Raw genomic sequence first — 23671 nt, 5'->3', positions numbered from 1 at the left:
GGGCTGAAATCCCCGGACCCTGTGGCACGATGGGCAGTGGTCTGCCGGACGTCGGGGCGTACGGAGCTACTGGGGTGGGAAATACATGCGCAAGGCATTCGTTTTGGCCGGAGCTGCAGCGTTGATGCTGTCGTTCGCAGGGTCGGCTCAAGCCGATCCTCTTCAGGACTTCATCGCACCGCCGAGCGATCCGGCTGCGTATCTCCCCACGTCCCTCGGTGATCCGTGGTTCGATCCGCCGGCGGGTTTCGAAAGTCTCCAGCCGGGCGCTGTCCTCAACCGTCGTGATGTGGCGGTGACGCCCGGGGCGTCCTCGGTGCAGTTGCTATTCCGCTCGACCGACTCCAAGAACCAGCCCATCGCTGCGGCAACCACGGTTCTGACGCCCACCGCGCCGTGGACCGGGGGCGGCGACCGGCCCGTCATCGCCTACAACGAGGCCACGGACTCGCTCGGCAACAAATGCGCGCCGTCCTACACATTGCCGCGGGGCAACAACAAGGAAATCGATCAGGTTCGGATCCTGCTCGACCGTGGTTACACCGTTGTCGTCACCGACTACCAAGGTCCTCGGCAGGCCTACTCGGCCGGTCTCGTCTCCGGACACACCGTGCTCGACGGCCTCCGCGCCTCCCAGAGTGCAGGTGTGAGCGCGGATGCACCGATCGGTATCACCGGCTATTCCGGCGGGGCCATCGCCTCGGGTTGGGCAGCGCAGTTGGCCCCGGCGTACGCACCCGAGCTGAACATCGCCGGCGTTGCGTTCGGCGGCCCGCCGACCGATTACAAAATTCTGCAGACCTCATTGAACGGCCAGATCGGCTCGGGCTTGTTCACTGCGGCGACGATCGGACTGTCCCGGGAGTACCCCGAGATGCGGCAGCTCGCCAACGACAACGGCAAGCGACTGGCTCTGGCGCAGAAGGACCAATGCGTAGATGTGTTGTCCTACACCGGACTGTTGCTGTTGGACCAGCGAAACCTGTCCAACGTGCCCGATGTCTTCGAGCACCCGATCACCCGGGCCGTCGTCGAGGAGAATCGCATGGGCCAGACGAAACCGGACGCACCGGTGTACATCTACCAGGGTCTGCAGGACTTCCTCATTCCCAAGGAAGGTGCCGAGGCCGTGCAGGATCAGTGGTGCGCCGCAGGTGCTTCGGTCCATCTCGAATTGGTCCCCGGTGACCACACGCTCGCTCAGGCCAACGGCCGTCCCGGTGCATACGATTGGCTTGCGCAGCGGCTCGCGGGAGTACCGACCTCCGGCTGCGAACGCGTGGTTCGCTAGGAGTGGAGCCTGCGGAACGACCCGGGAGGCCAGAAGCTTGACCCTCACGCCACGGGAGGCAGCACAGTGTCCTTCGTGAGTGATTCGTCCGCAAGCAGTTCTGTCGGTATGCAGGTCGGCGCGGTCTCGAAGTTGGTGGGTGTCAGCGTCAGAACGCTGCATCATTACGACGAGATCGCGTTGGTCGTGCCGTCGGGGAGAACACCCAAGGGCTATCGGACGTACTCGTCCGCCGACGTCGAGCGGCTGCACCAGGTGCTGACTTACCGTGAGCTCGGGTTCGGGCTCGACGTCATCGCCGAGTTGCTCGACGACCCAGCGGTCGACGCCATGGCGCATCTGCGTCGGCAGCGTGGGCTGTTGAACGAGCGGATCGATCACTTGCACGCAATGGCTGCGGCCGTGGACAAGATGATGGAGGCGAAGAAGATGGGTACGCAACTGACCCCTGAGGAGCAACGAGAGATCTTCGGCGACAACTGGACAGGCGAGGAATACGCCGAGGAAGCCGAGCAGCGCTGGGGCGAAACCGACGAGTGGAAGCAGTCGCAGCAGCGGACGGCGTCGTTCACCAAGGAAGACTGGAAAGCGGTCAAGGCAGAGACGGACTTACTGGAAGCGGATCTCGCTGCCGCGATGCAGCGGGGTGTGTCGCCGGAGTCCGCCGAGGCCGGGGTGCTGGCCGAACGTCATCGTGCATCGATCGAGCGGTACTACGACTGCGGTTACGAGATGCAGGTGAATCTGGCGGAGGTGTACATCGCCGACGAACGATTCGCGAAGCACTACAATGGAATTGCCGACGGCTTGGCGCAGTACCTCCGTGACGTCATCGTCGCGAACGCTGCTCGGCAGGGCTGACGCGAGCCATCAGGGACCGCTCGTGTGCGGTCGATCCGCCCCAGACACCATGCTTTTCGTCCGTGTCGAGTGCGTGTTGCAGGCAGCGGACGACCACGGGGCATCGACCGCATACGAGCTTGGCCTGACGCTCGAGGTTTCTCAGCGAGTATCCCCGCAGCCCCAAGGGCGGGTAGAACATCGAGACCGGCATCGAGCGGCAGGCCGCATTCATCTGCCAATCCCAGTGGTCCGAGAATGGTTGTAGTGCTTGGGCTTTCATTGCCATCGGCCAGTTCCTTCGAATCAGAGATCGAGCAGTCGGCGGGCGTTCGCGGAGGTGGCGGCGCGCCAGTTCTCGAGGCCACCTGCGCCGGCACCGGCGTCGAGTGATCGCAGTTGCTCCTGCACGCCGGTGATCGGCGTGAAGCAGTAATCGCTTCCGTACACCAGACGGTCGGGCCCCACGGTCGACAGCAAGGCAGGCAGCTGCCGCGGGACCGGGGTTCCGGCAAGGTCGAACCACAAGCGCTGCAGCATATCCGGCGTCGTCGGCGTTCCCAGACCCACCTGAGTTCGGAAGAAGTCGACACGATCCGCCACCAGTGGCAACACTCCGCCGCCGTGCGTGAACACCCAACGAATGTTCGGGAATCGGTCGACCACGCCCAACAGAATCAGGTCGACGACGGTACGTGCTGTGTCGAAGAGGAATTCGATCATCGGTGCCGGACGCCCGAGCGTGACGGCGGGCGCGTTCGGCGGCGAGGTCGGATGGACGAACACAACTGCCGAACGGGCATCCAACGCGGCGAGCAGTGGCGTCAGTACGGCGTTGCCCAGGTACATTCCGCCGGCGTTGGACATCACCGTCACGCCGTCGGCACCGAGCTGATCGAGCGCGCGAATCGCCTCGATCGTCGAGTCGACGACATTCGGCAGCGGGAGCGATGCGAAGAAACCCAAGCGGGGTTGGCCCTGCACCACCCCGGCCCCGAAGTCGTTCACCCGTCGAGCCAGATCGGCCGCCTGTCGGTCGTCGCCGAAGTGCACACCGGGTGACGAGACGGACAGGATCGCACTGTCGATGCCGCAGCCGTCCATCATCTGCAGGTGCTCACCGACAGACCAGCTCGGCCACTTCGGCATGCCGTCGGGCAACACGATGCCCGACGCGAGGGCTTCTCGGAGGTACAAGTCCGGCACCATGTGCGAATGGACGTCGATCACCCCGCCGGCTGCTGGAGTGGGCGACGCCGAAACCGTTGCCGACGTCATTGCCGAGAGGGCGGCACCGGATATCGTCGCGGCTCCGAGCGCTCCGAGCAGGGTTCTGCGATCGATCACGGGGACGTCTTTCTCTCGCGGTGGCTTAACTGACGCTATCGTCACATATGAGAGAAACCGCAGTCAACGGTGAGATTTACCAGAACCGCACGTACTAGCATTGCGCGATGACCACCGAACGAACCACGCCCACCCCGCTGCAGTTTCTGGGCTACTCGTTCGGTCGCACTTTGCCCGAGTCGATGCAGGACTGGGTTCGCGAGGACCTCGTGGGCAATGGTGCCCAGATCCGCTACATCGCGCGATTCACGGTGCCGGTCATCCCGCTGCTGCTGTTGTTCCTGCTGATTCCAGGGCCGCTGTGGATGTCCTTGGCGATGATGTCGTTGCTGTTCATCCCGTTGGTCTACTTCGCAATCGCCCTGATGAATGTGTACCGACGACATCGCTTGTTGATCCACGGCCTCGATCCGCAGTTGATCAACGCCAAGGCGCAGAGTCGGGTCGACCGCACTCGCGACGACTACGAACGGCGTCACGGCCGCGGCTGACGGTCGGACGATAGTCTGTGGCGCATGACTTCACCTGTGGAATTCAAGGCAACAGCTGATCTGGCCGACGAGATCGGTCCCGACATCCGCAGCTGCGATACCCAGTTCATCCAGTTCGGCAAGAACACCGAGTTCGCGGGCCCTGTCACCACCATCCGCTGTTTCCAGGACAATTTGCTGGTCAAGCAAACTCTGAGCGAGCCAGGCAACGGCGGCGTACTGGTGGTCGACGGCGATGCGAGCGTGCATACCGCGCTCGTCGGCGACATCATCGCCGGACGGGGCGTCGACAACGGTTGGGCCGGCGTCATCGTCAATGGCGCGGTGCGTGACTCGGCGATCCTGCGCACGCTCGACATCGGCGTCAAAGCACTGGGAACCAACCCGCGCAAGAGCACGCAAACGGGTTCGGGCGAGAAGAACGTACCGGTGAGCTTCGGCGGAGTGACGTTCAACCCGGGAGAGATCGTCTACAGCGACCACGATGGAGTCGTCGCAGTTCAGCAGTGACATCTCGGGCGGCAGGCCTGTTGCCTGCCGCCCGTGATCACTACTTCACGAACGCGAGCAGCGCGTCGTTCACTTCCTGAAAGTGCGTCCACAGCAGTCCGTGCGGAGCGCCCTCGACCTCGACGTACTCTGCCTCGGGGAACGCTTCGTGGAACGGACGGCCGGTCGAATCGATCGGCAGGATGTTGTCGGCAGTCCCGTGCAGGATCAACGTGGGCTTGCCGGATTCACGAACCTTCGCGACATCTCCGCGGAAATCCTCGAGCCAGGTGGGTACGACGGCATAGGCCGCAACCGGGGCGCTGGTGGTGGCAGTGTTCCAGCTCGCGCGCACCGTTGCTTCGCTGATGCGGCTGCCGAGGTTCTCGTCGAGGTTGTAGAAGTCCTTGTAGAAGTTCTCGAACCAGGCGAAGCGATCCTCGCGAGCTGCGGTCTCGATGCCGTCGAACACCGACTGCGGGACGCCGGTGGGGTTGTCGTCGGTCTGCAGCAGGAACGGCTCGAGCGAGGCCAGGAACGCGAACTTCGCCACACGATCGGTGCCGTACTTCGCGGCGTACCGAGCCAATTCGCCTGTGCCCATGGAGAACCCGACCAAGATGACGTCGGTGAGATCCAGTTCGGTGAGTACCTTGTCCAGGTCGGCGGCAAAGGTGTCGTAGTCGTATCCGACAGTCGGCTTGCTCGACTGGCCGAATCCGCGACGGTCGTAGGTGATGACGCGGTAGCCGGCGTCGAGCAGAGCGCGTGATTGACGTTCCCAGGAGTTGCCGTCCAGTGGGTAGCCGTGGATGAGCACGACGGGTTGACCGGTGCCGTGATCCTCGTAGTAGACCTCGACGGGGGTGGAGTTCTCGGTGTCGACCTTGATGTACGCCATGGTGTCGCCTTCCTTCGTGAGTGAAGTCCGACGCAGGAGAACGGTCGTTCTCACTGCGTGTGGACTACTGTAGAGAACGTTGGTTCTCTCGGCAAGGGGTAAAGGATGACGAGTACGGAAATCGGACGGGCACAGGTTGTGAACGCCGCGGACGAGCTGTTCTATGCGCGCGGCATCCAGGCGGTCGGCATGGACGAGCTACGCACGGCGGCAGGCATATCCCTCAAACGCATGTACACGCTGTTCCCCTCGAAGACCGCCATCGTCGCCGAGGTTCTTCGCGGTCGCACCCAGCAATGGAACGACGGGATCCACGCCGAGGCGGAAAGGCACCAGTCCCCTCGAGAAAAACTGTTGTCCATCTTCGACTTCCTGCACCACTGGTTTCGCCAGGACGACTTCCGCGGGTGCGCCTTCATCAACTCGTTCGGAGAACTGGGCGCAACCATGCCCGAGGTCGCCGACGCGGCACTGCAGCACAAGAAGAGTTTCATCGAGTACGTCACCGCCTTGGCTGTCGAAGCCGGCTGCGAGCCGTCCGTCGGGCTGCAGATAGCGCTGCTCGCCGAGGGTGCGCAAACCACCGCGGCCATCACCGAACTGGCCGAATCTGCCGCTGCCGCACGAGCTGCGGCGGAGGTCTTGCTGAATTCGAGTGCAGGCCAGGTCGATCGCTGACCAGCGTTCTCCCTGCCCGAGAAATGCTCGAACTGACGCCATGGCCATTGTGGGTACGTCTCGCCGACGGCATCGAGGCACCGCCGGTCGAATGTCGTCGACCCACGGTGCCTCGATGGAGAACTATCGGATCCTCAGGCGGACAGCGACTCCGTGAGGAATTTGGTGGCCTTCAGACTCAGTCGCGGCTGGGCATCGCGCAGAACTTTCATGGCATCGAGGGGGTCAGAAGAGGCGTTGACCCCATGTTCGCTCAACGTGGCGGTTGCCCACCGCTGCGCCTCGCCGAGCCCGTCTTTCCCGAAGATTTCGTTGATGACGGCATTCGGGTCGCGTCGGTCTCCAGCAATCAGATCGGTCCAGCCCATCGTTCATCCTCCATCTGTGTTGTGTGGTTGTGCTGCATGAAATTCGGATCAGTATCCGCGAACGGCCTTGAGCTCCTGCTGCTTGGCAAGCTTGACTCCGGACTGACGACCGGACATTCTCTTCAGCGCCCTCGGAGCCAGTACCAAACCTGCCGCCGTCCACAACCCGAGCACGAGTATACCAAGGGCCACTTGAGAAGTGGCGGCTTCACCGGCTGACTCGGCCAATTCCGGAGTAAGCAGAAGCCGCATCGAACTACCGATCCAATAGATCGGCGTTGCCTTGCCGAGATACTCCAGGAAGGTCGGCAGACTCGAGACCGGAAAGAAGATTCCGGACACTGCCATCAACGCGTAAGACACCAACGAAACCGGAAGCAGGGCAAGCGGACTGCGCACAGCGCAACCGACAACAGCACCAGCCGGAACCGTCGATGCCAGGCCCACGATACCGATGACGACGAGACCGATCCACACGATTGGATTCGCCGGCAGAATCCCTCCGAAGAACAGCTGAGCCGGCACGATGAGCAACATCATCGTCACCAAGTTGTACACCGTCAGCGATGCCACTTTGCCGACGAGGTATCCCCGCAGGCCGACCGGCAGTGTGCGGGCACGCAGGACCGTACCGTCGGCTTGGTCTGTGACCAATTCGCTTGCTACGCCAACGAATCCACCGAGTACAACGGATGCGGCCGCCAGTCCTACGACAATTCGCGATGCGTCGGCACCTGCACCGACCGTTGCATGCAGTGCGACGATGGCGATCGCCGGGCCGATCAACATACCGATGGCGGTCCACGTGGCGAATCGATTGCGGATCTCCACCTTTGCCTGAATGCGCGGCATGGACGAAGTTCGCGAGAAGGCCGACACACGAGAGGAATCGGCTTCGAGGCTCGTGATCATCGCAGATTTCCTTTCTCCTGAATCGCCGCGTCGGCGATCGCATCTTGCTGGCTTCGCACGATGGACATGTACACGTCCTCCAGAGACCCGTGCGTGACCTCCAGATTCGCCACCCGATGGCAGTCGGGACCGGTGAGCAGCTCGCGAACGAAAGGCACCTCCTCGTCCACGATCGACTCCCGTGCTTCGCCGTCCGAGGTCCACCGCACGCGGACACCGCGGGCGAACTTGTTTCGGAGCTCTTCCGACGTGCCGTAAGCCACCACTCGGCCGCCGGCGAGCATCACTATCCGGTCGGCCAGCCGCTGAGCCTCGGACAGATCATGCGTCGCAAGGATGACGGTGGTTCCTACGGCCAGATCCCCGATCATCCGACCGAAGGCCAGTTTGACCTCGGGATCGAAGCCCGATGTCGGCTCGTCGAGAAAGAGCACCTCGGGTCGACCGATGACGCCGACCGCGACGTCGACGCGACGCCGCTGACCGCCGGAGAGCTTGTCGATGCGACGGCCCTCCAAGCCACTGAGCCCCACCGTCTCGACCAATGCATCGACGTCGCGCGGCTCACGTCCGATGGCTCGGTGTGCGGCTGCCGTGTAGTCCAGAAACTCTCTGACACGCCACTTTCCGTGGTCTCGCCACGATTGCAAGACGACGCCGACACGAGAGCGCCACTGCTCATCGGCCGTTGCCGGATCACATCCGAGAACGCTCACCCGACCGGCCGACGGACGCCGAAAGCCTTCGAGAACCTCTATCGTGGTGGACTTTCCAGCCCCGTTAGGTCCGAGTACGGCGACCACTTCACCCCTACCGATGGTGAAGTCGATGTCATCGACGACGGTGCGGTTGCCGTACTTCATGGACAACCCTTTCACCTCGACGGCTGCGTCGGAGGTGGGCGGCGCGGATGCTGGGGTGGGAAGCGTCATCGTATTCTCGACCATCGTTACTCTCCTTCTTCTCTGTGGTCCGGGTGCGCAACGAGTCCCCGGACGAACGGTGTGTAGATCGCCAAGTGGGCATGCGCCCCCGCATCACCGTTCAGGCGCACGGTCTCGGCGTAGTCGCAGAGGTGAAGCACGATTCGGAGCAAAGCCACCCGATGCACGATCTCGTCGTCCATCGGACCCTCCATGGATCCGCGGTAACCCGTCGTGAAGGCCGTCGCGAGTCTGCGATACGGATCGCCCGGTATCCCGCGAATCGCGCGGAGGTAGCTGAACTCCATCAGTTCGCCGACGATCCAGCCCAAATCCACTGCCGGCGTTGTTCGTACGAGCTCCGGCCCGACGACCACATCGATATGGACGGTGGGATCTGCGTCGACGAACGTCGAGCCGAGACTGAGCCCTCCGTGCCCCAATGCGTCCGCGGGAGGCAATTCCCGCAACCAGATCCGCAACACCGCCACGACATCGGCACCGAGATCGGTCAGAACAGCGGTCGCCGCACCCGAGGTGTCACATCGGTCGTCGAGGTACGCCGCCAGCCGTTCGAGATGCGGTGTCGACGTGGGCAGTCGAAAATCCGGAGGCTCGGTGTGCAGCTGCCTCAGTGCACGCCCCAGCTCGGTGAAGGCCTCCACACCGGTGCGGTCGGTCCAGAATCGCCCCGGCTCGGGCCATAGTTGCTCGGCGATCTGGGCGGACCCTCGCACCGTGAAAACAGCGGTCTCGTCGCGCAACGTCGGACTGGCCCACCGTACCGGCGAGTCGGACGAGTCCGGCAGTCGATCGGCAGCGACCTCGGTACGGGCGGGAAGCGCATCGACGCGACGGCAGAACCGGCGCCGTAGCTCGAAACCTGTTTCGGCGGTGCATAGTTGCTGCTCCCAGACTGCGGTCGAACGGTGCCACAGGGCACCGCTGCCCGATCGGGGGGTCATGAGGCGACCTGAGTTATCGCGTCGGCCAGTGCGCCGACCGCCAGCGGGAACTGCACCGCGGGGAGACCGGCATTGTCCGGATCGGCCGTGCTGAACCCCTCGGTCGGCGCGAGCAATCGTACGTTCGGTCGAGCCCCGATCGCGCGCTCGTACTGCCCCCACACCGGCGATTCGACGAATCCGGGCGGCGCAGCGCCTGCGATCACGATCGGCCCGGTGAACCCCTGCATGGCAAGCAGGTAGGGAGAATCACAGAGGCCTGCCGCGAATCGTGATACGAAGTTCATCGTCGCCGGATGGACGAGATACGCGTCGGCCCAGGAGTTCATTTCGACGTGAGCGGCCTCGTCACCGCAGGCATCCCAGTCGTCGAGCCGCACCGACCCACCGGCGAACGCGTGCACCGCGGCCGTTCCGACGAACCGTGTCGCGGCGCGGGTCAGCACCACGCGGATGTTCACGTCGGCGGCATGGCGCAGCCACGGCAACCAGATCGGGAGCAGCGACGTACCGATGGAACCGGTGGCGACCAGGACGATGTTTCGCCCGGCCAGATCGCCGCTCGCAGTCGGTTTCTCCGTCCGGTCGGCGGTCTCGGCACTCATGAGGCAATCCCGACCGGGTCCGGCCTCGCGCTCGAGTCCAGAGCAGCGGTGATGTCGTCGATATCCATCAGGGCGTCGCCGATGCCGTGTCCGGAATACGACCCCACGGTGTTGAGGACGACCTCCTCGACCCCGTCCAGATGAGCGCTGCGAATGCGTTCCGCTATCTCGCGAGCACTTCCGTACATGTAGGTGCCCGATCGCACGAGTTCGCGGGCACCGGCGACCGGATCAGAGGCATCGATGTCCAGTCCCGATCGGCGCAACATGTCGACGTAGTGCGGGGCCTGCAGATGAGTCCGTGCGGATTCGAGGGCCATGGCGTACGGGTCACGGCCGGGGCGTTCGACTGCGACGTGCACGATCATCGCCACTCTGGGCGTTGCCCGTTGCGCCTCCTCGGCGGAGGCGTGCATGGCCGGGATCAGCACATCGCGCACGTACGACGTCGGGGTGAGCCACGTGATCGCCCAGTCTGCGACGCGACCGGCGCTACGCGCCATCGGGGGGCGCAAGACACCGAGTCCGGTTTCCACCCCGCCGGGCCCGGTGCCTATCCGGCCCGACACGCGAGAGAGGAACTCCTCCGACTCAGCGACCGGCCGTTTCAGCGGGGCACCGAGCCAATCACGCTGAAAAGCAACACTTCCCGGACCCACACCGGCGACGTACGAGTGACCGGACAGCCGGGAGATCGATCGAGCCTGTACGGCGAAGTTCGACCAGTGCCACAGCGGATGCAGCGCAACTCCACTTCCGTACGGGATGGTGTAGCCGCGCCCGATCAGTGCGGCCATGGTCTGTAGCGAGCACACTGCGGTCGAGTGTCCGAACCACAGTCGAGCGCCGCTGTCGAGTGCTCGATCGGCGAACGGAATCACCGCCCCTGTATGGGTCGGCATCTCGGGGAACAGTATTCCCACTCCGGTCATCGTCATGATCGTCCGATCTCCTTCCATCCTCTGGGGCAACTCGCCGTGGACACGACCAGACGGTTGAAGTGGTCCGACCGAAAGTGTCGTTCGATCTGCTCGGCGACGTCACGCGTATCGACCGTGGCGAGTCGATCGACCACCGAGTGCGGGTTCTCCCCGACGGCGGCGTTCTGTGTTCGGGCCGGAAGAATGTCCGACTCGACCACTGCGCGACCGATCAGGTACTGACGAACTGCATCGACGTCCTCCGCAGACACCCCGCTCTCGCGAAATCGGTCGACCGCAGCCGCGGCCGCGCCGACACAGGCGAGCTCCATTCCCGGTCCAGTCCGAATGTCCACGACGAGCATCCCGACGGAATGCAGCGATCTCAGTTGCGATCCACACGAATAACTCAGCCCGCTCCGTCGCCGTACGGCTCGAACCAGAGCCGAATCGAAGACCCCGCCGAACAGAACATTGGCCATCGACAACGCCACTCGCTGGTCGTCTGAGTCCACGCAGGTACGGGTGTAGAGCCGAACGAGAGGGGATCCGCTCCCAGGGAGGGCCACCCACGCGGACTTCGGGAGCCGTAGCCGGCCTGCTGTGCGCGGCACCACCATCGATGAGCAGACCGGAACCGCCGTGCCGAGTACCGGCCCCAGCGCGATCGTCACCCGATCACGAAACGAAGCGAGGTCGTCCGGGCCATATCCGCCGGCCATGTGTACCAATACATCTCGTCCGAGCAGCACCTGTGTCGACCTCCCGAAGTCTGTTGCGTCGGGGGAATCGGTGTCACTCGAGTTGTCGCCGGGCGCAATCACGGTCAAGCGATCCGCGAGCTCGACGAGTCCGCTCGGAGATCCGGGGCGCGCACGGCGGGCCAGATTCTCGGCGGTCTCGTGCCGCCAATCCCGCAGTATTCGAGCTACCCAGCTCAGCCCTGCGGCCGACGTTCGCACCGACATCACCACCGAGGTATCCGTCGTACGAACCTGCGCGGCCGCGGCACATGTTGTCACAGTTGCCAGTGCGCAACCCGATGCGTACGCGATGGCGGTGCGCTCGGTCGGCATCAGGTCTGCAGCCGGGAGAACCCAGGAGAAGTGCAGAAGTGTCGTGGTGCCGAATTGTTCGAGCAGCCCAGTCTGCCGAGTGCGTGTGGCGGTGGTCATGACGCACGCCCCGTGATCGTCACCGAACCGGCATCACTGTTCGCGGCGATGCTCAGCACTGCCACGACTTGCTCGAGATCGAGTGCGTCCACCGCAGCCAGAAGCGTGTTCGGCGGGTATCCGAAGAGTTGCTCGCGGGCGAGAAAGGCACTGTGCGAAGCACATCCAGCGAATTCGGATTCGATGGCGAAACGAACGTTCCCGCGCGCGCGTTCGATCTCGTCGTAAGCAGGCGGGTGCTCGGCCGCACGTTCGACAGCGCTCGTGACAGCGACGCCTCGGTCCCGGTCGGTCGAGACCGGAGAGAGCGGGGTCAGCTCGGTACCGACGAGAAGGGAGCAATCGGGTCCGCGCAGCGGACCGAACAGGCCGATCGAGAATGTCGGGCCACCCTGCTCGGACAAGACCTCGGCGGCAACCATCGCCGCCGCACGCCAGGAGATGTCGCGAGGGAGGTCGAGTTCGCGCGCCTCGGCCCGCGCGGTGCCGGGCAGCCGGCCGTCGACCCGAACGAGGTGACGCGGGAGGTCACTCCGGCACCGATCGACCGGCACCCTCGTGGCCACGAGCTCTGCGTCGGTCGACTCGACTCGAGCCGCATCGAGATCAGCAAGGACTGCGTCGGGCTCGATCGCTCCGACCACGGCGAGCACCGCACGCCCGGGCGTATAGGTCCGCTCGAACAGTTCCCGGAGCCCGCCGTCCTCGGATCCGGTCACCGGTGCCGTCTTCGTGAACGGGTCGTGGGTCTCGCGGTACGAGGTGAACAGAGCGTCCGGCAACTGCAACCAGGGGAACGCACCGAGTGGCCGGTCGAGGGTCACCTCGTCCACCTCGCGAGCAATCACGCGCACTTCGGCGGCAACCGCCTCGTCGTCGAGACGGGGCCAGACCAAGCGATGCGATGCGCTCGTCCAGATCACCTCCGAGGCGGGCGCGACGGCAGTGTATTCGGTGTGATGACGGTATGTTCTCGAGTTCGACATGCCCCCTCTCCGGTGAACCTGAGCATCCAGGAAATCCCCGCCCGGACCGGTCGACCATTGGTGCAACAGATGTTCGATGAGGTGCGCATACCCCGCCTGCCCGACCCGCTCGTCGACGAAGCCACAGCCGACGACCAGAGTTACCCCTACACACCGAGACCCCGGAACGTGTTGAGCCACCACTCGCAGGCCGGTCGGGGTCACCCCGCCGACGCACCGGTCGACAGCCACGTCCCGCACTGGTGATGCGCTCATCGAACTAGCTCCCGTCGTCTGTGGTCGACTGGGTGACGGTGAGCTCCTCGGCCACGTTGCTGCGACCGAGGAGCGCCGTCACCCTCGCGAATAGAAGGTTCAGCAGCCGGCCGCAACCGTCCCGACGGCGCTGGTGATCGCCCCGCTACCGACGCCGATCGAGAAGGCAACGCACTCCGGAGACGACACCGTGATGCTGGCCGGCGAGAATGCCGGTGCGTCCGAGGAGATGTCGGTCAATTCTGCGGCGCGCGCGTAGGCCTTGTAACCGCTGATCAAATCGTGTGCTGCGTGCATGATTTCGGTTTCCTTTCGAGTATGTGTTGCGTGAGAGTGCGTGGCCCGGCTCAGCAGCCCCAGGCAACGCTGGCACCGATGGCACCGCTGCTGATGACTCCTACGCCTGCCCCGCAGGCGACGGACGACTCGGCGATGAAACTCAGTACCGGCGGTGTGGCGGGGGTGATTGCCGGCGCGGACGAGTCGATGCTGGACAGTTCGGAAGCGGCCGCGTACGAGCGGTATCCCTCGATGAGCGCGTTGGCATCGGACATGTTGGTTCTCCTCACGAGTAGCGGGTTGCCGGTCGGCGACCCTGTTCGGGTAGAGCATCTGTCACCGATCGTCGAGATCGACCGGAGTCTTTGTGTCACAACACCACTCAGATCCCACAGCCCTGCAGGAGTAGGGGCGAATCCAGGTTGCGGTGCGGGTGTGCAGGATCGATGTTCGCTGCCATCAGGTCTGCGGCCAGTCGACTCGACAGCGCTTCGCCGGTCAAGTGCCGATTGGCCACCAGTGAACGCGCTACCGCCTGACTGCGATGCTCACCGAAGCTCGTCTGACCCGCCGACCGACGCGCGTCCATCGGCTCCCACGCAGCGGAAACGCCGTGCTCTATGCGAGTGGCGAAGACCGAGCTGGTCGACGCGAACGATGCGGGAGCGCGCAGATGACGCGCCAAGTCTCCGAGTCGATTCCACATCTGCGTCGGCGCGTACAGCACCAGCGCATCACGTCGCGGGAACGAGTCGGCTCGCGAGAGAACCTTCGCCCGAAAAGGCAGGCCTCGGTCCTCGGCCCAGGTCAGGCACCGCTGCCAGGCATCGACGGCAGCGTCACCGTTGGTCAGATGCACGTACAACCGCAAGGGCCTGTTCGCGTGGCCGGTGCCGTTGCGCGAGGTGTAGAACAAGAACCCGGGTGTCAGATTGGGGGCTAGGCTCGGCACTCGAACCCGAGCTCGGTCGCCGGACGCCGACAGCTCGAATTCCCTGTCAGCGTAAAGCCGTATCCCGTTGTGCAGAAATACGATTCCGTTCCTTCTGCCCTCACCCCGGTCGACCGTTTCCAGCACCCGTACTTCGACCTCGCGATTCGTATGCGGCGTCACCTGAGTGAGTCGTTCCTCGAACTGCAGATCGCGGGTCAATCCGGGCATCGACGGAGTCGAATCCTTCCGGACGATGCCGGCGTGCCATTCGGTGTACAGGTGAGTGCTGATCCGGCTGACCAGTCCTTGCGACGTCTCCGCGGTGAGGTCGTGTCCGCCCACTCGAGCGGTGCGGCCGTTCGGAGCGATGGTCGTCTGTCCTACCAACCATTCCAAATCTGGGTGCACCGTGGTCATACCGCCGCCTCCAGTCCGAGTGCCGAGACGTAGCGTTCGTTACGCACCATGGCTTCTCGGCCGATCCCAGCGAGCGCACGATCCAGGGCCGACACCCGCCCGAACGCGGTGCCCGACGCGAGAGCGCGGTCGAACAGCTGCCAGCCGAAGTACCCGACGCAGCGGGCGGAGAACGACGCCCCGTCCCCGAGACAGGACGCGGTGCCGAGGTACGACTTCCACACCGTCTGCATGTCGGGTAGTGATTCGGCCAGCAATCCAGCGCCTCGGCGCATGACCTCCTCATGGGTCAATCCCTCGGTGAGATCGTCGCTGGCACCGTCGACGATGCGCCGCATCCGGTAGTAGAACAATTCACCCAGCACTCCGCCCACATCGCGCGCCGGGTCACCGAGACGGAACTCCTCCCAGTCCAAGATCCACGCAGATGCGCCGAGAACGATCTGGTCCAGACGTAGGTCTCCGTGAACGGGACTTCGGTCGACCTGTCGGCCGTCCACGATCAGACGCGAGAGAGCCGAACGAAGTTCAGCGTCGCCCTGCAGCAACTTCCACATGTCGAGCTGCCCCATCGTCGACTGCGCATACAACTCCACCGGGATCGCGTTGATTCCTGTGGGTGGAAGCGGCGGGACGCTGTGATCGATACGGTCCGCGCGCACTACGCGGGCACCGTGCAGCTGCGCAAGCAGAGAACCGATCCGCACGTACTCGACGGTCCCGATCTCTCCGGCCCGAAACCGCTGCGATGCATCCGGACCGTCGTCGACGAACTCGTACAGGGCCGCCAACGCGTCGTCGTCCGACGCCAACAATCCGGGCGTCGAGAAGCCGAGGACTTCCACGTCCAGAGCGTCGAAGAATGCGGCGCTCCGGGCGTATCGCGCCTCGCCGCCGATCCCACGAATCTGCTTGAAGAAGACCTTCGTCTCGTCGTCGAATGTGATTATGGCACTGTCGTTTCGACCTGCGGTCGACATGACGTCGGCGACTCGACCGGAATCGAAGCCGGCGGTTTCGAGCATCGCCGATGCAGCATCCACTACCGTGCGCGCTCGCGTATCGAGGACGGTTCTGCGGCGATCGATCACTGGCGCGGTCATCGGTTGCCCACCTTGTACACGGCAATCGATCGGGGGCTGCCGTGCACGTACGGCGAGCCTCGCCAGCTCGAGAACCGTTCGACCAACTCGAAGCCCGCGATCCGAGCAACGGCGTCTATCTCCGCCGGGAACGCATACCGGACGACGTGGGTGGTGGTCTCCGGTGCGCCCCCGTCGAGCAGCGTGTGCCGCGACAGCAGGATCTGCTGCGCCTGGTCGACGATGTAGTGGTCGATCATGACCGCGTCCTCGGCGAGGTGACGCACGTCCGTCTTCGGCTCGGAGAGAGCATGATACGAGGCCGGGTTTAACGTCTCCAGCACGAAGAATCCGTCCGCCTCCAGGTTCGCCGCCGCATTCTCGAAGATCCGGACCTGCTGATCGAGCGACTGCGCCACGAAAAACGTATTTATCACGAGCAACACCGCGTTGTAAGTGCCGGCCACTCGGTCATCGATGAAATCAACTGAGGCGCAACTGATCCGGCCGTCGGGGTCTTTCTTCTTCAACACTGCAAGCATCTCTTCCGAGACGTCGATCCCGGTGACCTCTACGCCGCGCTCGGCCAGCGGCAGGGCCACACGTCCGGTCCCGACGCCGTACTCGAGCACCCGTCCGTTCGCCGGAAGTCTGCCCACGACGAAGGCGCACAGAGAGTCGAGCTCGCCGTACGCGTCCGGGTACATCCGGTCGTATACGGCTGCGAGCCGGTCGGAGTAGTGAACAGCGCTCATCTGAGGAATTCCCCTTTCGGGAGCATCGCCGGTGTCTGTGGCAGACGGGCGAGTCGGATGTCGGCTCTACGTTGTCCGAACTCGCTGTCTCACTGCAGGGCCAACGTTACGAAGCCGAACGACCGGGCACATCCAGCATGCGGCGGAAATATGCATCGTTCCGGTCGATCCGGCACTCCCCCAATGGGGGGAGGCGGCGTCCTACCGGGGTCCAGCCAGGTCGTCCGGGCCGCTCTCGTCCCCCGGCCGGACGAACCCGCACTCGTAGGCGAGCACGACGAGCTGCACTCGGTCGCGACAGGCAAGCTTGGTCAACAGGTTCGACACGTGGGTCTTCACCGTGGCCTCACCCACCACAAGAGTCTTCGCAATCTCCGAGTTGGACCGTCCCCGAACGAGAAGCGACAGCACCTCACGCTCGCGCACGGTCAGCACGTCCGCGCCACACGGCGACCCGGGCTCGTCTCGGCCGGGAGGTGCTGCGCCCTCGACCGACCGTGCATGATTGACGCTCTCCTCGATCACCCGCAGCGTGACCTCTGGGGCGAGCAGAGCATGTCCGCAGCTGACGGTCCCGATCGCAGCGACCAAGGCCTCCGGATCACTGTTCTTGAGCAGGAACCCGCTGGCCCCCGCGTGGAGAGCGTCGAACAGGTAATCGTCGCGATCGAACGTGGTCAGTACGATCACCTTCGCGGTTTCGGCCGTCACGATCTTCTCCGTGGCCTCGATACCCGACATGATCGGCATCTCGACGTCCATCAGCACGACGTCGGGCCGTAGCGATTCGGCGGCCGTGACCGCATCGCGACCGTTGGAGGCTTCGCCGACGACCAGTACGTCGTCCTCGGCCGTCAACATCAACCGGATGCCCGATCGAACCAGCGTCTGATCGTCAACGATCAGCACCGTGATCGTCATGGCATGACACCGATCGCGTCGCGGCTCTCTCCAGCGCCGGAATCGACACTGGTCCGTTCGCCGTCACAGTCCTCGATCTTCCAGCGGAACGTCGCTTCGACTGCGTACCCGCCACCGTCGAGCGGACCGGCGTGAAAGGTGCCTCCGTGGATCGACGTGCGGTCGCGCATTCCCACCTGGCCGACGCGTGAGCCTGCCGTGTCCGTGCGGGCAGCTCCATCGTCGACGACGCGCAGAGTAGCTCGCGCCGTTTGCGGACATACCTCGGCCACCTGGACGGACACCAGTACCCGTCGCGCGGTCGAATGGCGGTGGACGTTCGTCAACGATTCCTGGACACATCGGTAGATGGACGTGGCCACGGAGGGTGGGATTGCAGCGCCGGCGCTCTCGCCCTCGTAATCGACGAGGACACCGGTTCCTTCGGATTCGCGCAGTAGAGCCGGAATGTCGGTCAGGTCGAGGGTGGGCTCGCTTCGCTTCTCGGCCGTTCGCAGCGTTCCGATTGCGAGCTGCATGTCACGGGCGGCGGACCTGGAGATTCGCTCGATGATGCTCATGGCACCCTTGGCCTCGTCGGGGCTGCGGTCCACCACGCGGCGTGCTGCACCCGCTTGGATGCCGATCACCGCGACGTAGTGCCCGACGACATCGTGCAGCTCACGCGCAATGCGCAGGCGTTCACCGACAACCGCCTGCTCCCGGGCCAGATCGGCCTGTCTGTCCAGAGCCGCCGCCTGCTCCTGGATCCTGGCGTAGCGACGGGCACTGTGCCAGGACATCGCTCCGGCGACCGCCGCGATACCCATCAGCGCGGACGAATTGAGCACCACTTGCAGTACCGCCGCCAGCTCCGAAGAAAACAGCCCCGTCTGCGGGCGGTCTTCGTAGCGACTCAACCGGTCGCGCCCGACGATGTCGAGCACGAACCAGGTGGCTACAGCGGCAACCTGAAGCATCAGTATCAGCGGGAGAAACCGGCGACGCCTGGTCCATGCGACCGTGCTGTACACGACCAGGTAGTAGTACACCTGCACGGCCGTGACGAACTCGAGCTCCGGCATAGCGAGCGAGGTGAGCACGAGGTGAGCCAGGGAGATCGACATGACGGTCAGAGGCGCGGTGCGGCGAAGGACAAGGGACCCACAGGCCGTCGCCAGCCACAACACCTGCATCCACACGGGTGATCTGAGGTCGGCCAAACCGTCGAGGCTTCGCGTGGTCTCGAGCGAAACGAAGGCGTACACGGCAAAGATGCCCGCGAGCGCTCCGTCCGTGATGGGCGTGCGCACACCACGCGGGTGCCGAATCCATTCGGTGTCGAGCCCCAGAAAGCGTCTACCGCCGTCAGTGATCCACCCAAGGTCGAACACGGCAAGTGCCCGAACGCCGTTTGCCGAGGTAACCACCGGCTAATTGTCACCCGGTTCTCCAGAGCGGGCCGCCTGATCGAGACCGGATACGGCGAAGAAATCATGAATGTTCGGTGAACACCGAGCGACGTTCGGAGAAATCGTCCCGTGGCCGCTGATCGCTGATGAAACACCTTTCTCCGTCGGTCTATCGTCGAATGCATGACTACACCGACCCGCACGCTGTGGAACGACGGCCCCGAGGTGGGTGCCATCGGACTCGGTTGCATGGGAATGAGCTGGGCATACAAGGACGACGGTCGGACGGAGACCCCCGACAGGGTAATCGGGCACGCCTTGGACCTTGGGGTGAACTTCATCGACACCGCCGATGTGTACGGACCGTTCACCAACGAAGAGGTCGTCGGCAAGGCCATCGGTAGCCGACGCGACGAGGTCGTCCTCGCAACCAAGGGCGGTCTCGTCTCCCACGTCGGCGACGCCGGCGAGTCGGTCATTTCGGGACCCAACGGCAAGCCCGAGCACCTACGATCGGCCATCGACGATTCGCTGCGCCGGCTGGGCGTCGACCACATCGATCTGTACTACCTGCACCGCCCGGATCCAGACGTGAGCGTGGAGGACAGCATCGGGGCGATGGCCGAGGCTGTGCAGGCCGGAAAGGTTCGAGCACTTGGTGTTTCGGAGTTCAGCGTCGAACAGCTCGATCGGGCCCAGCAGGTGCATCCCATTTCCGCAGTGCAGTCGGAACTGTCGTTGTGGACGCGAGATCACCTCGCCACATCCCTGAAATGGACACAGGACAACGGCGCTGCGTTCGTACCGTTCTCGCCGCTGGGCCGCGGCTTCCTGACCGGAAACTTCCGCGAAACCACGCCTGCTGCAGACGATTTCCGCGCTCGGCTGCCGCGCTTCAGCCAGGACAACCTCGATGCGAACCTCGTGATCGTCGACGCCATCGCGGCCGTCGCCGACCAGCTCGGTGCGACGCCGGCACAGGTGGCCCTGGCCTGGGTGCTGGCGCAGGGCGAGCACGTGGTCCCGATCCCCGGCACCCGACGCACGTCGCGTCTGGACGAGAATGCGGGCGCGGCCTCACTGATGTTGAGCGCCGAGCACCTCGCAACCCTCGATGCCCTGCCGGAACCTGCTGGTGGTCGCTATTGAGATCGTTCGCGTCGACCCTCACTCCGATCGACCGTTGGCTGAGCGGATTCTGGCGGTGCAGAAGCGTTCGTATGCGGTCGAAGCGGCACTGATCGGCGACAACCGGATTCCGCTGTTGCACGAGTCGGTGGACGATCTGCTTGCTGCACAGGTTCATTGGCTCGTCGCGCGTGATGTCGACGAAGTCGTGGGCGCTGCAGCGTGGTTCGGTTCCGAGATCGACCGGTTGGTGGTGGCTCCCCGTGTCCATCGCCAGGGCATCGGAAGCCGGTTGGTCAACGGTATGCTGGATTCGATTGCGGGACAACGTGTGCACGTTGCCACCGGGCGAGACAACCCTCCGGCACGCAGGCTGTACGAGTCCTTCGGTTTCGTGCACACCGAGGATCGAGAGGTAGTGCCGGGCCTGTGGTTGGCCCGCTACGAACTCGTTCGCTGATCGGAGCCGGGGGTTTTCGGTCGAGCAATGAACCAGATCAGCGCGCCGGTGATCGGCATGAGCAAGGTGAGCAGACACCACCAGAAGGCGGTTCCGCGGCGGCGGTGGGGAGTACGCAGAATCGATGCCCAGGCAACACCGACGATCAGCAGCCACACCACGACCGCGGCCATCCAGGCGAGATCGAACGCCAACGGCAGGGTCGGGTTGCTGTCACTGTTCACCGCCAACCCCTTTCGCCTCGAGGGCCAGCCTAGCCACTGGGCTACCGTCGGGTACGGCTTCCGCCGGTCGCACCGTGACAGTTCTGCTGTCCTTGTTGGCGTTGCTGTCGATCGTCCGTGACCGCACCCTGGGTCTTGCAGGGAAGCTGGCGTGGGCATTCGTCGTGGTGATACTGCCGATCGTCGGGCCGATCCTGTGGTTCACAGTCGGTAAGCGCTATCCCTACGGACCGAGCGGTGGCAACCGATGACAGTTCAGTATCCGGTCGCATTGCGTAGGTCGATGTTCACCAGATGACTCGCCTGTTCGCGTAGCCATTGGACGATTTGCGGATCGGGTACGGGCGGGTGGGCCAAGAGCGTCCAGCGCAACCGGGTTTGGGGTGTGAGGTCGAACTGCACCAGGACGTCGGGAAGGTTGGGCCACGGCGAGCTCCAGACCACGCGGTCGAACTCGCTGCTTTCGACGATCTGGGGAAGGGCGGCACCCCCGGCCACGCGAAATTTCCCGACGTGGTCGCTGCGATGGCCACAAACGGCTGCAGGGCAGCGGAGTTCGAATCGGTGGTCGCCCGCAGGGTCGCCCCGTCCCACTCGTTTCGCTGGTCCATACCTGGGCAACAGAAAAGACCCGCCCCGGTGTACAGGGATGCGGGCCTTGACGGGTTGTACGGGCTGTGAGCCTCAGTGTCAGGTCAGCTCGGCCGGTGGGGTGGTCGGGCGCCCTTCGGCGGTGTCACGGAGCCATTGGGGTACCTCGCGACCGCTGCGTTCGCGGAGCGCGATCGAGGCGCGGGCTGCTGCGGCGGCGACTCGGGGACGCTCGGCGGGGCGGTCGGTGCGCTTTTCGGTCGTGGTCATCGTGGTTCCTCCAGCTCGTTCTGGTTTTCAGTGTCCTCGGTTTGCTCCTGGTCCGCCAGTGCGCGTCGGGCTGCAGCTCGATCGGAAACCGCGACCAGGACATCCTGCTCGGTTCGGGTGATCAGGGCGGAGTCGGTGACAGTGGCGTAGATGTCCCATCCGAGTTCGGCTTCGGTGTCGTTGTCGCTGGTGGTGCGTTCCAAGCACCAGGTGATCCGTTGCCAGGCTTGGGCGCGTTTGTCGGCCACGGTGCGTTGGCGGACGGTCAGGGCGACGCCGACGACGGCGAGGACGCCGACGATCAGGGTGATCCATGCTTGTGCAGGCATCAGGGGCGTTCCTTCCAGGTGGTCATGGGTGTTGCCCCAGTGCCGTTTTGGTTCACTGGGTCGGGTGGTTACCGGCAGCGAGGCGGGTTTACCGGCGTGGGGTGCCGCGGGCGATGTCGCCTTCGACGTAGGTGAATCCGTCTCCGCGGCCGCCATGTACCGACGAAAGGCAGGGCTGTGCCCCTGATGCTGTTGTGGGTCGTCAGGCAGGTTGTCGTGGTTCCTCGTCGCCGGTGTCGCCTGTGTCGTGGTGGTGGTCGGGTGGGTAGAGGACCTCTTCTGGGTGGTGTGCGTGGTTGATCAGCCCGCGACGCTTGGGGTCCATCTGGGCGGGTGGATGCCACAGGGTGCGGCCCGGATATCTGTGTGTTGCTCCGGTTTTGGTGGTCGCCCATTTTCCTGGTCCGGTGCCGACGAGTGCGTGGTGCATGTCGCAGCCGAAGGTGAGGGAGTCGATGTCGGTGGGTCCGCCGTCGGTCCAGTCGTCGAGGTGGTGGGTTTGGCACCAGGTGGCGGGTCGGGTGCAGGAGGGGAAGCTGCAGCCGCGGTCGCGGGCGATGAGCACGATGCGTTGGTCGGCGGAGGCGATGCGTTTGGATCGACCGAGGTAGAGGGCTCTGCCGTTGTCGTCGAAGATCGTCAGGTAGTGGTGGGCGTGGGAGGCCATGCGGATGGCGTCACGGATCGACACGCGGGATCCGGTGGCGGTCATGGCGTATCCGCAGCCCGATTCGAGGTCTTTGAGACTCATGGTGATGATGGCGGTGACGGGTAGTCCGCGGTGGGTGCCGAGAGTCCCGGACGCGAGGGTGTGCCGGAGCGCCAGTTTGAGGGCGTCGTGGTGACGTTCGCGTTGACTGCGTGTATCCCGAGCGGCAGCAGCATCCCGCGCTGCGGTCTCTGGTGCTGCACTGTCCGGTGCATCGTCGGCGTCGGTGTCGGTGTCGGATCCGTTGATGCCGGATCCGTCGGTGTCGTCGGTGTCGTCGGTGTCGTCGGTGTCGTCGGTGTCGTCGGTGTCGTCGGTGTCGTCGGTGTCGTCGGTGTCGTCGGAACGATCAGACCCTGTGCCGCAACCACAGTCGCCACAGTTGCCTTCGTCGCAGCCGCACTCATCGTCGCCGCAGTCGCCGTCGCCGCCACAGTTGTTGCTGTGCCACAGTCCGGCATCACTGGACCCGGCATCGCTGGGCTCGGGGTTCGGCATCCCGCCGCTGCCGTTCCCGCGACTCTTGCTCCCGCCCTTGTCGTCACTGCCGCTGCCGCTGCTGCTACCGCTGCTGGTCTTGTCACCGGCCTGGTCGCTGCCGGTCGCGTCGTGCACCACCGATGTCGGGTCGGCCGGATTGTTCACTCCCGGCTTCGCGGCTTTGGAGAACAACGCTTCGAGGTACGCCCGCAACTCGGGGTCGACGCAGAAGTTGCCCTCCGACATCCCGTCGGCACCCTGCTCCCCGAGATAGAAGAACGCATCCCGCCGCTTCCGCGGCTTCAGCTTGCCGTCCTCGTCCTCGTCCTCGTCGAAGTCGCCGTCGGGATTGAGGATCGAATCCAGGTTCGCCACCAACGGCGCGAAGTCGTCGGGCAGCCTGGTCGATGCGAAGCCCACCAACTGCTGCTCGGCCAGATCTCTGGTCTGCGTGTCCACACTCGCGGGAAGGTGTTTGAAGAATTCGCGGATCATCTGCACGTGCTTGGTATCGAGCAACCCCGCCCGCAGCGCCGCAGCGGTGTGCGGCAACAA

The 23671-nt window shown here is 64.4% G+C and carries 31 protein-coding genes; 8 read left to right on the top strand and 23 right to left on the bottom strand.

Features of this window, described 5'->3' with window-relative positions:
- The first annotated feature begins 85 nt into the window (after positions 1-85).
- Together ACIGGF_RS21315 and ACIGGF_RS21310 are read left to right on the top strand one after the other, a co-directional pair.
- Entirely contained in the window at positions 86-1291 is a 1206-nt protein-coding gene (locus ACIGGF_RS21315; RefSeq protein WP_397523151.1) for a lipase family protein, read from the top strand.
- Positions 1292-1399: 108 nt separating this feature from the next.
- Complete coding sequence (locus ACIGGF_RS21310; RefSeq protein ID WP_397523194.1) at positions 1400-2152, top strand: MerR family transcriptional regulator; 753 nt, start codon at positions 1400-1402, stop codon at positions 2150-2152.
- Here ACIGGF_RS21310 and ACIGGF_RS21305 read toward each other — a convergent pair.
- Both ACIGGF_RS21305 and ACIGGF_RS21300 read right to left on the bottom strand, forming a co-directional pair.
- The gene (locus tag ACIGGF_RS21305) at positions 2121-2366 is read right to left on the bottom strand and encodes a WhiB family transcriptional regulator (protein ID WP_397523193.1); all 246 of its coding nucleotides are present in this window, start codon (positions 2364-2366) and stop codon (positions 2121-2123) included. The genes ACIGGF_RS21310 and ACIGGF_RS21305 overlap by 32 nt on opposite strands.
- 71 nt (positions 2367-2437) lie before the next feature.
- The gene (locus ACIGGF_RS21300) at positions 2438-3478 is read right to left on the bottom strand and encodes an amidohydrolase family protein (protein WP_397523150.1); all 1041 of its coding nucleotides are present in this window, start codon (positions 3476-3478) and stop codon (positions 2438-2440) included.
- A gap of 107 nt (positions 3479-3585) precedes the next feature.
- Between ACIGGF_RS21300 and ACIGGF_RS21295 the strand changes: the two genes are divergently transcribed.
- The gene (locus ACIGGF_RS21295; protein ID WP_397523149.1) at positions 3586-3969 is read left to right on the top strand and encodes a DUF5313 family protein; all 384 of its coding nucleotides are present in this window, start codon (positions 3586-3588) and stop codon (positions 3967-3969) included.
- A 24-nt stretch (positions 3970-3993) separates the two neighbouring features.
- Positions 3994-4479 carry a ribonuclease E activity regulator RraA gene (rraA, locus tag ACIGGF_RS21290; protein WP_397523148.1) on the top strand — a complete coding sequence of 162 codons (486 nt, stop codon included), beginning with the start codon at positions 3994-3996 and terminating at the stop codon, positions 4477-4479.
- Between the two features lie 40 nt (positions 4480-4519).
- Here rraA and ACIGGF_RS21285 read toward each other — a convergent pair whose 3' ends face one another.
- Positions 4520-5359 carry an alpha/beta fold hydrolase gene (locus tag ACIGGF_RS21285; RefSeq protein WP_397523147.1) on the bottom strand — a complete coding sequence of 280 codons (840 nt, stop codon included), beginning with the start codon at positions 5357-5359 and terminating at the stop codon, positions 4520-4522.
- A 105-nt stretch (positions 5360-5464) separates the two neighbouring features.
- Here ACIGGF_RS21285 and ACIGGF_RS21280 point away from each other — a divergent pair, with 105 nt between their 5' ends.
- Positions 5465-6037 (top strand): TetR/AcrR family transcriptional regulator, encoded by a 573-nt coding sequence (locus ACIGGF_RS21280; RefSeq protein ID WP_397523146.1) that lies wholly within the window; start codon positions 5465-5467, stop codon positions 6035-6037.
- Positions 6038-6171: 134 nt separating this feature from the next.
- On the opposite strand, the gene ACIGGF_RS21275 is transcribed toward ACIGGF_RS21280, so the two are convergent.
- The 15 genes from ACIGGF_RS21275 to ACIGGF_RS21205 all read right to left on the bottom strand — a co-directional run bounded on the left by ACIGGF_RS21275 (position 6172) and on the right by ACIGGF_RS21205 (position 18943).
- On the bottom strand, positions 6172-6405 hold the full coding sequence (locus tag ACIGGF_RS21275; RefSeq protein WP_397523145.1) for a hypothetical protein: 234 nt from the start codon (positions 6403-6405) through the stop codon (positions 6172-6174).
- A gap of 48 nt (positions 6406-6453) precedes the next feature.
- Positions 6454-7317 carry an ABC transporter permease gene (locus ACIGGF_RS21270; protein WP_397523144.1) on the bottom strand — a complete coding sequence of 288 codons (864 nt, stop codon included), beginning with the start codon at positions 7315-7317 and terminating at the stop codon, positions 6454-6456.
- Positions 7314-8264: an ABC transporter ATP-binding protein gene (locus ACIGGF_RS21265; protein ID WP_397523143.1), complete on the bottom strand. Its 951-nt coding sequence runs from the start codon at positions 8262-8264 to the stop codon at positions 7314-7316. The genes ACIGGF_RS21270 and ACIGGF_RS21265 overlap by 4 nt, the downstream gene beginning before the upstream one ends.
- Before the next feature lie 2 nt (positions 8265-8266).
- Positions 8267-9205, bottom strand: coding sequence for a hypothetical protein (locus tag ACIGGF_RS21260; protein WP_397523142.1), 939 nt, complete (start codon positions 9203-9205; stop codon positions 8267-8269).
- Positions 9202-9810 carry a flavoprotein gene (locus tag ACIGGF_RS21255; protein ID WP_397523141.1) on the bottom strand — a complete coding sequence of 203 codons (609 nt, stop codon included), beginning with the start codon at positions 9808-9810 and terminating at the stop codon, positions 9202-9204. The genes ACIGGF_RS21260 and ACIGGF_RS21255 overlap by 4 nt, the downstream gene beginning before the upstream one ends.
- Positions 9807-10748 carry an LLM class flavin-dependent oxidoreductase gene (locus ACIGGF_RS21250; RefSeq protein ID WP_397523140.1) on the bottom strand — a complete coding sequence of 314 codons (942 nt, stop codon included), beginning with the start codon at positions 10746-10748 and terminating at the stop codon, positions 9807-9809. Before ACIGGF_RS21250 ends, ACIGGF_RS21255 begins: the two co-directional genes overlap by 4 nt.
- A complete protein-coding gene (locus ACIGGF_RS21245) occupies positions 10745-11905 on the bottom strand; it encodes an insulinase family protein (protein WP_397523139.1) in 1161 nt (386 codons plus the stop codon). Before ACIGGF_RS21245 ends, ACIGGF_RS21250 begins: the two co-directional genes overlap by 4 nt.
- On the bottom strand, positions 11902-13146 hold the full coding sequence (locus ACIGGF_RS21240) for a M16 family metallopeptidase (protein WP_397523138.1): 1245 nt from the start codon (positions 13144-13146) through the stop codon (positions 11902-11904). The genes ACIGGF_RS21245 and ACIGGF_RS21240 overlap by 4 nt, the downstream gene beginning before the upstream one ends.
- Before the next feature lie 99 nt (positions 13147-13245).
- A complete protein-coding gene (locus ACIGGF_RS21235) occupies positions 13246-13443 on the bottom strand; it encodes a hypothetical protein (RefSeq protein ID WP_397523137.1) in 198 nt (65 codons plus the stop codon).
- 50 nt (positions 13444-13493) lie between these two features.
- Positions 13494-13700 (bottom strand): hypothetical protein, encoded by a 207-nt coding sequence (locus ACIGGF_RS21230; RefSeq protein ID WP_397523136.1) that lies wholly within the window; start codon positions 13698-13700, stop codon positions 13494-13496.
- A gap of 107 nt (positions 13701-13807) precedes the next feature.
- Positions 13808-14776, bottom strand: a complete 969-nt coding sequence (locus ACIGGF_RS21225; protein ID WP_397523135.1) for a T3SS effector HopA1 family protein — start codon at positions 14774-14776, stop codon at positions 13808-13810.
- Positions 14773-15879 (bottom strand): phosphotransferase, encoded by a 1107-nt coding sequence (locus ACIGGF_RS21220; RefSeq protein ID WP_397523134.1) that lies wholly within the window; start codon positions 15877-15879, stop codon positions 14773-14775. Before ACIGGF_RS21220 ends, ACIGGF_RS21225 begins: the two co-directional genes overlap by 4 nt.
- Positions 15876-16613 carry a class I SAM-dependent methyltransferase gene (locus tag ACIGGF_RS21215; RefSeq protein WP_397523133.1) on the bottom strand — a complete coding sequence of 246 codons (738 nt, stop codon included), beginning with the start codon at positions 16611-16613 and terminating at the stop codon, positions 15876-15878. Before ACIGGF_RS21215 ends, ACIGGF_RS21220 begins: the two co-directional genes overlap by 4 nt.
- Positions 16614-16814: 201 nt before the next feature.
- Positions 16815-17534: a response regulator gene (locus ACIGGF_RS21210; protein WP_397523132.1), complete on the bottom strand. Its 720-nt coding sequence runs from the start codon at positions 17532-17534 to the stop codon at positions 16815-16817.
- Positions 17531-18943 carry a sensor histidine kinase gene (locus ACIGGF_RS21205; RefSeq protein WP_397523131.1) on the bottom strand — a complete coding sequence of 471 codons (1413 nt, stop codon included), beginning with the start codon at positions 18941-18943 and terminating at the stop codon, positions 17531-17533. The genes ACIGGF_RS21210 and ACIGGF_RS21205 overlap by 4 nt, the downstream gene beginning before the upstream one ends.
- Before the next feature lie 165 nt (positions 18944-19108).
- Here ACIGGF_RS21205 and ACIGGF_RS21200 point away from each other — a divergent pair, with 165 nt between their 5' ends.
- Both ACIGGF_RS21200 and ACIGGF_RS21195 read left to right on the top strand, forming a co-directional pair.
- A complete protein-coding gene (locus tag ACIGGF_RS21200; protein ID WP_397523130.1) occupies positions 19109-20074 on the top strand; it encodes an aldo/keto reductase in 966 nt (321 codons plus the stop codon).
- Between the two features lie 34 nt (positions 20075-20108).
- Positions 20109-20513: a GNAT family N-acetyltransferase gene (locus tag ACIGGF_RS21195; RefSeq protein ID WP_397523129.1), complete on the top strand. Its 405-nt coding sequence runs from the start codon at positions 20109-20111 to the stop codon at positions 20511-20513.
- Here the strand turns inward: ACIGGF_RS21195 and ACIGGF_RS21190 are convergent.
- Entirely contained in the window at positions 20495-20737 is a 243-nt protein-coding gene (locus tag ACIGGF_RS21190; RefSeq protein WP_397523128.1) for a hypothetical protein, read from the bottom strand. The genes ACIGGF_RS21195 and ACIGGF_RS21190 overlap by 19 nt on opposite strands.
- A gap of 74 nt (positions 20738-20811) precedes the next feature.
- On the opposite strand from ACIGGF_RS21190, the gene ACIGGF_RS21185 reads away from it, so the two are divergent.
- Entirely contained in the window at positions 20812-20988 is a 177-nt protein-coding gene (locus ACIGGF_RS21185) for a PLD nuclease N-terminal domain-containing protein (protein ID WP_397523127.1), read from the top strand.
- A 4-nt stretch (positions 20989-20992) separates the two neighbouring features.
- Here the strand turns inward: ACIGGF_RS21185 and ACIGGF_RS21180 are convergent, their stop codons facing one another.
- The 4 genes from ACIGGF_RS21180 to ACIGGF_RS21165 all read right to left on the bottom strand — a co-directional run.
- On the bottom strand, positions 20993-21235 hold the full coding sequence (locus tag ACIGGF_RS21180; RefSeq protein ID WP_397523126.1) for a hypothetical protein: 243 nt from the start codon (positions 21233-21235) through the stop codon (positions 20993-20995).
- A gap of 192 nt (positions 21236-21427) precedes the next feature.
- Entirely contained in the window at positions 21428-21598 is a 171-nt protein-coding gene (locus ACIGGF_RS21175) for a hypothetical protein (protein ID WP_204857521.1), read from the bottom strand.
- Complete coding sequence (locus ACIGGF_RS21170) at positions 21595-21927, bottom strand: hypothetical protein (RefSeq protein WP_397523125.1); 333 nt, start codon at positions 21925-21927, stop codon at positions 21595-21597. Before ACIGGF_RS21170 ends, ACIGGF_RS21175 begins: the two co-directional genes overlap by 4 nt.
- 202 nt (positions 21928-22129) lie before the next feature.
- On the bottom strand, positions 22130-23671 hold a 1542-nt coding region (locus ACIGGF_RS21165; RefSeq protein ID WP_397523124.1), incomplete at its 5' end, for a DUF222 domain-containing protein.

The organism is Rhodococcus sp. NPDC078407, from assembly GCF_044542515.1.
Classification (GTDB): domain Bacteria; phylum Actinomycetota; class Actinomycetes; order Mycobacteriales; family Mycobacteriaceae; genus Rhodococcoides.
This window is presented reverse-complemented; position numbering and strand designations above follow the sequence as displayed.

What these genes read in the sequence shown, in the direction of transcription:
- ACIGGF_RS21315 (WP_397523151.1), top strand. Translation starts at nt 86, where the DNA reads ATGCGCAAGGCATTCGTTTTGGCCGGAGCTGCAGCGTTGATGCTGTCG.
- ACIGGF_RS21310 (WP_397523194.1), top strand. Translation starts at nt 1,400, where the DNA reads ATGCAGGTCGGCGCGGTCTCGAAGTTGGTGGGTGTCAGCGTCAGAACG.
- ACIGGF_RS21305 (WP_397523193.1), bottom strand. Translation starts at nt 2,366, where the DNA reads ATGAATGCGGCCTGCCGCTCGATGCCGGTCTCGATGTTCTACCCGCCC.
- ACIGGF_RS21295 (WP_397523149.1), top strand. Translation starts at nt 3,586, where the DNA reads ATGACCACCGAACGAACCACGCCCACCCCGCTGCAGTTTCTGGGCTAC.
- rraA (WP_397523148.1), top strand. Translation starts at nt 3,994, where the DNA reads ATGACTTCACCTGTGGAATTCAAGGCAACAGCTGATCTGGCCGACGAG.
- ACIGGF_RS21285 (WP_397523147.1), bottom strand. Translation starts at nt 5,359, where the DNA reads ATGGCGTACATCAAGGTCGACACCGAGAACTCCACCCCCGTCGAGGTC.
- ACIGGF_RS21280 (WP_397523146.1), top strand. Translation starts at nt 5,465, where the DNA reads ATGACGAGTACGGAAATCGGACGGGCACAGGTTGTGAACGCCGCGGAC.
- ACIGGF_RS21275 (WP_397523145.1), bottom strand. Translation starts at nt 6,405, where the DNA reads ATGGGCTGGACCGATCTGATTGCTGGAGACCGACGCGACCCGAATGCC.
- ACIGGF_RS21270 (WP_397523144.1), bottom strand. Translation starts at nt 7,317, where the DNA reads ATGATCACGAGCCTCGAAGCCGATTCCTCTCGTGTGTCGGCCTTCTCG.
- ACIGGF_RS21265 (WP_397523143.1), bottom strand. Translation starts at nt 8,264, where the DNA reads ATGGTCGAGAATACGATGACGCTTCCCACCCCAGCATCCGCGCCGCCC.
- ACIGGF_RS21260 (WP_397523142.1), bottom strand. Translation starts at nt 9,205, where the DNA reads ATGACCCCCCGATCGGGCAGCGGTGCCCTGTGGCACCGTTCGACCGCA.
- ACIGGF_RS21255 (WP_397523141.1), bottom strand. Translation starts at nt 9,810, where the DNA reads ATGAGTGCCGAGACCGCCGACCGGACGGAGAAACCGACTGCGAGCGGC.
- ACIGGF_RS21250 (WP_397523140.1), bottom strand. Translation starts at nt 10,748, where the DNA reads ATGACGATGACCGGAGTGGGAATACTGTTCCCCGAGATGCCGACCCAT.
- ACIGGF_RS21245 (WP_397523139.1), bottom strand. Translation starts at nt 11,905, where the DNA reads ATGACCACCGCCACACGCACTCGGCAGACTGGGCTGCTCGAACAATTC.
- ACIGGF_RS21240 (WP_397523138.1), bottom strand. Translation starts at nt 13,146, where the DNA reads ATGAGCGCATCACCAGTGCGGGACGTGGCTGTCGACCGGTGCGTCGGC.
- ACIGGF_RS21235 (WP_397523137.1), bottom strand. Translation starts at nt 13,443, where the DNA reads ATGCACGCAGCACACGATTTGATCAGCGGTTACAAGGCCTACGCGCGC.
- ACIGGF_RS21230 (WP_397523136.1), bottom strand. Translation starts at nt 13,700, where the DNA reads ATGTCCGATGCCAACGCGCTCATCGAGGGATACCGCTCGTACGCGGCC.
- ACIGGF_RS21225 (WP_397523135.1), bottom strand. Translation starts at nt 14,776, where the DNA reads ATGACCACGGTGCACCCAGATTTGGAATGGTTGGTAGGACAGACGACC.
- ACIGGF_RS21220 (WP_397523134.1), bottom strand. Translation starts at nt 15,879, where the DNA reads ATGACCGCGCCAGTGATCGATCGCCGCAGAACCGTCCTCGATACGCGA.
- ACIGGF_RS21215 (WP_397523133.1), bottom strand. Translation starts at nt 16,613, where the DNA reads ATGAGCGCTGTTCACTACTCCGACCGGCTCGCAGCCGTATACGACCGG.
- ACIGGF_RS21210 (WP_397523132.1), bottom strand. Translation starts at nt 17,534, where the DNA reads ATGACGATCACGGTGCTGATCGTTGACGATCAGACGCTGGTTCGATCG.
- ACIGGF_RS21200 (WP_397523130.1), top strand. Translation starts at nt 19,109, where the DNA reads ATGACTACACCGACCCGCACGCTGTGGAACGACGGCCCCGAGGTGGGT.
- ACIGGF_RS21175 (WP_204857521.1), bottom strand. Translation starts at nt 21,598, where the DNA reads ATGACCACGACCGAAAAGCGCACCGACCGCCCCGCCGAGCGTCCCCGA.
- ACIGGF_RS21170 (WP_397523125.1), bottom strand. Translation starts at nt 21,927, where the DNA reads ATGCCTGCACAAGCATGGATCACCCTGATCGTCGGCGTCCTCGCCGTC.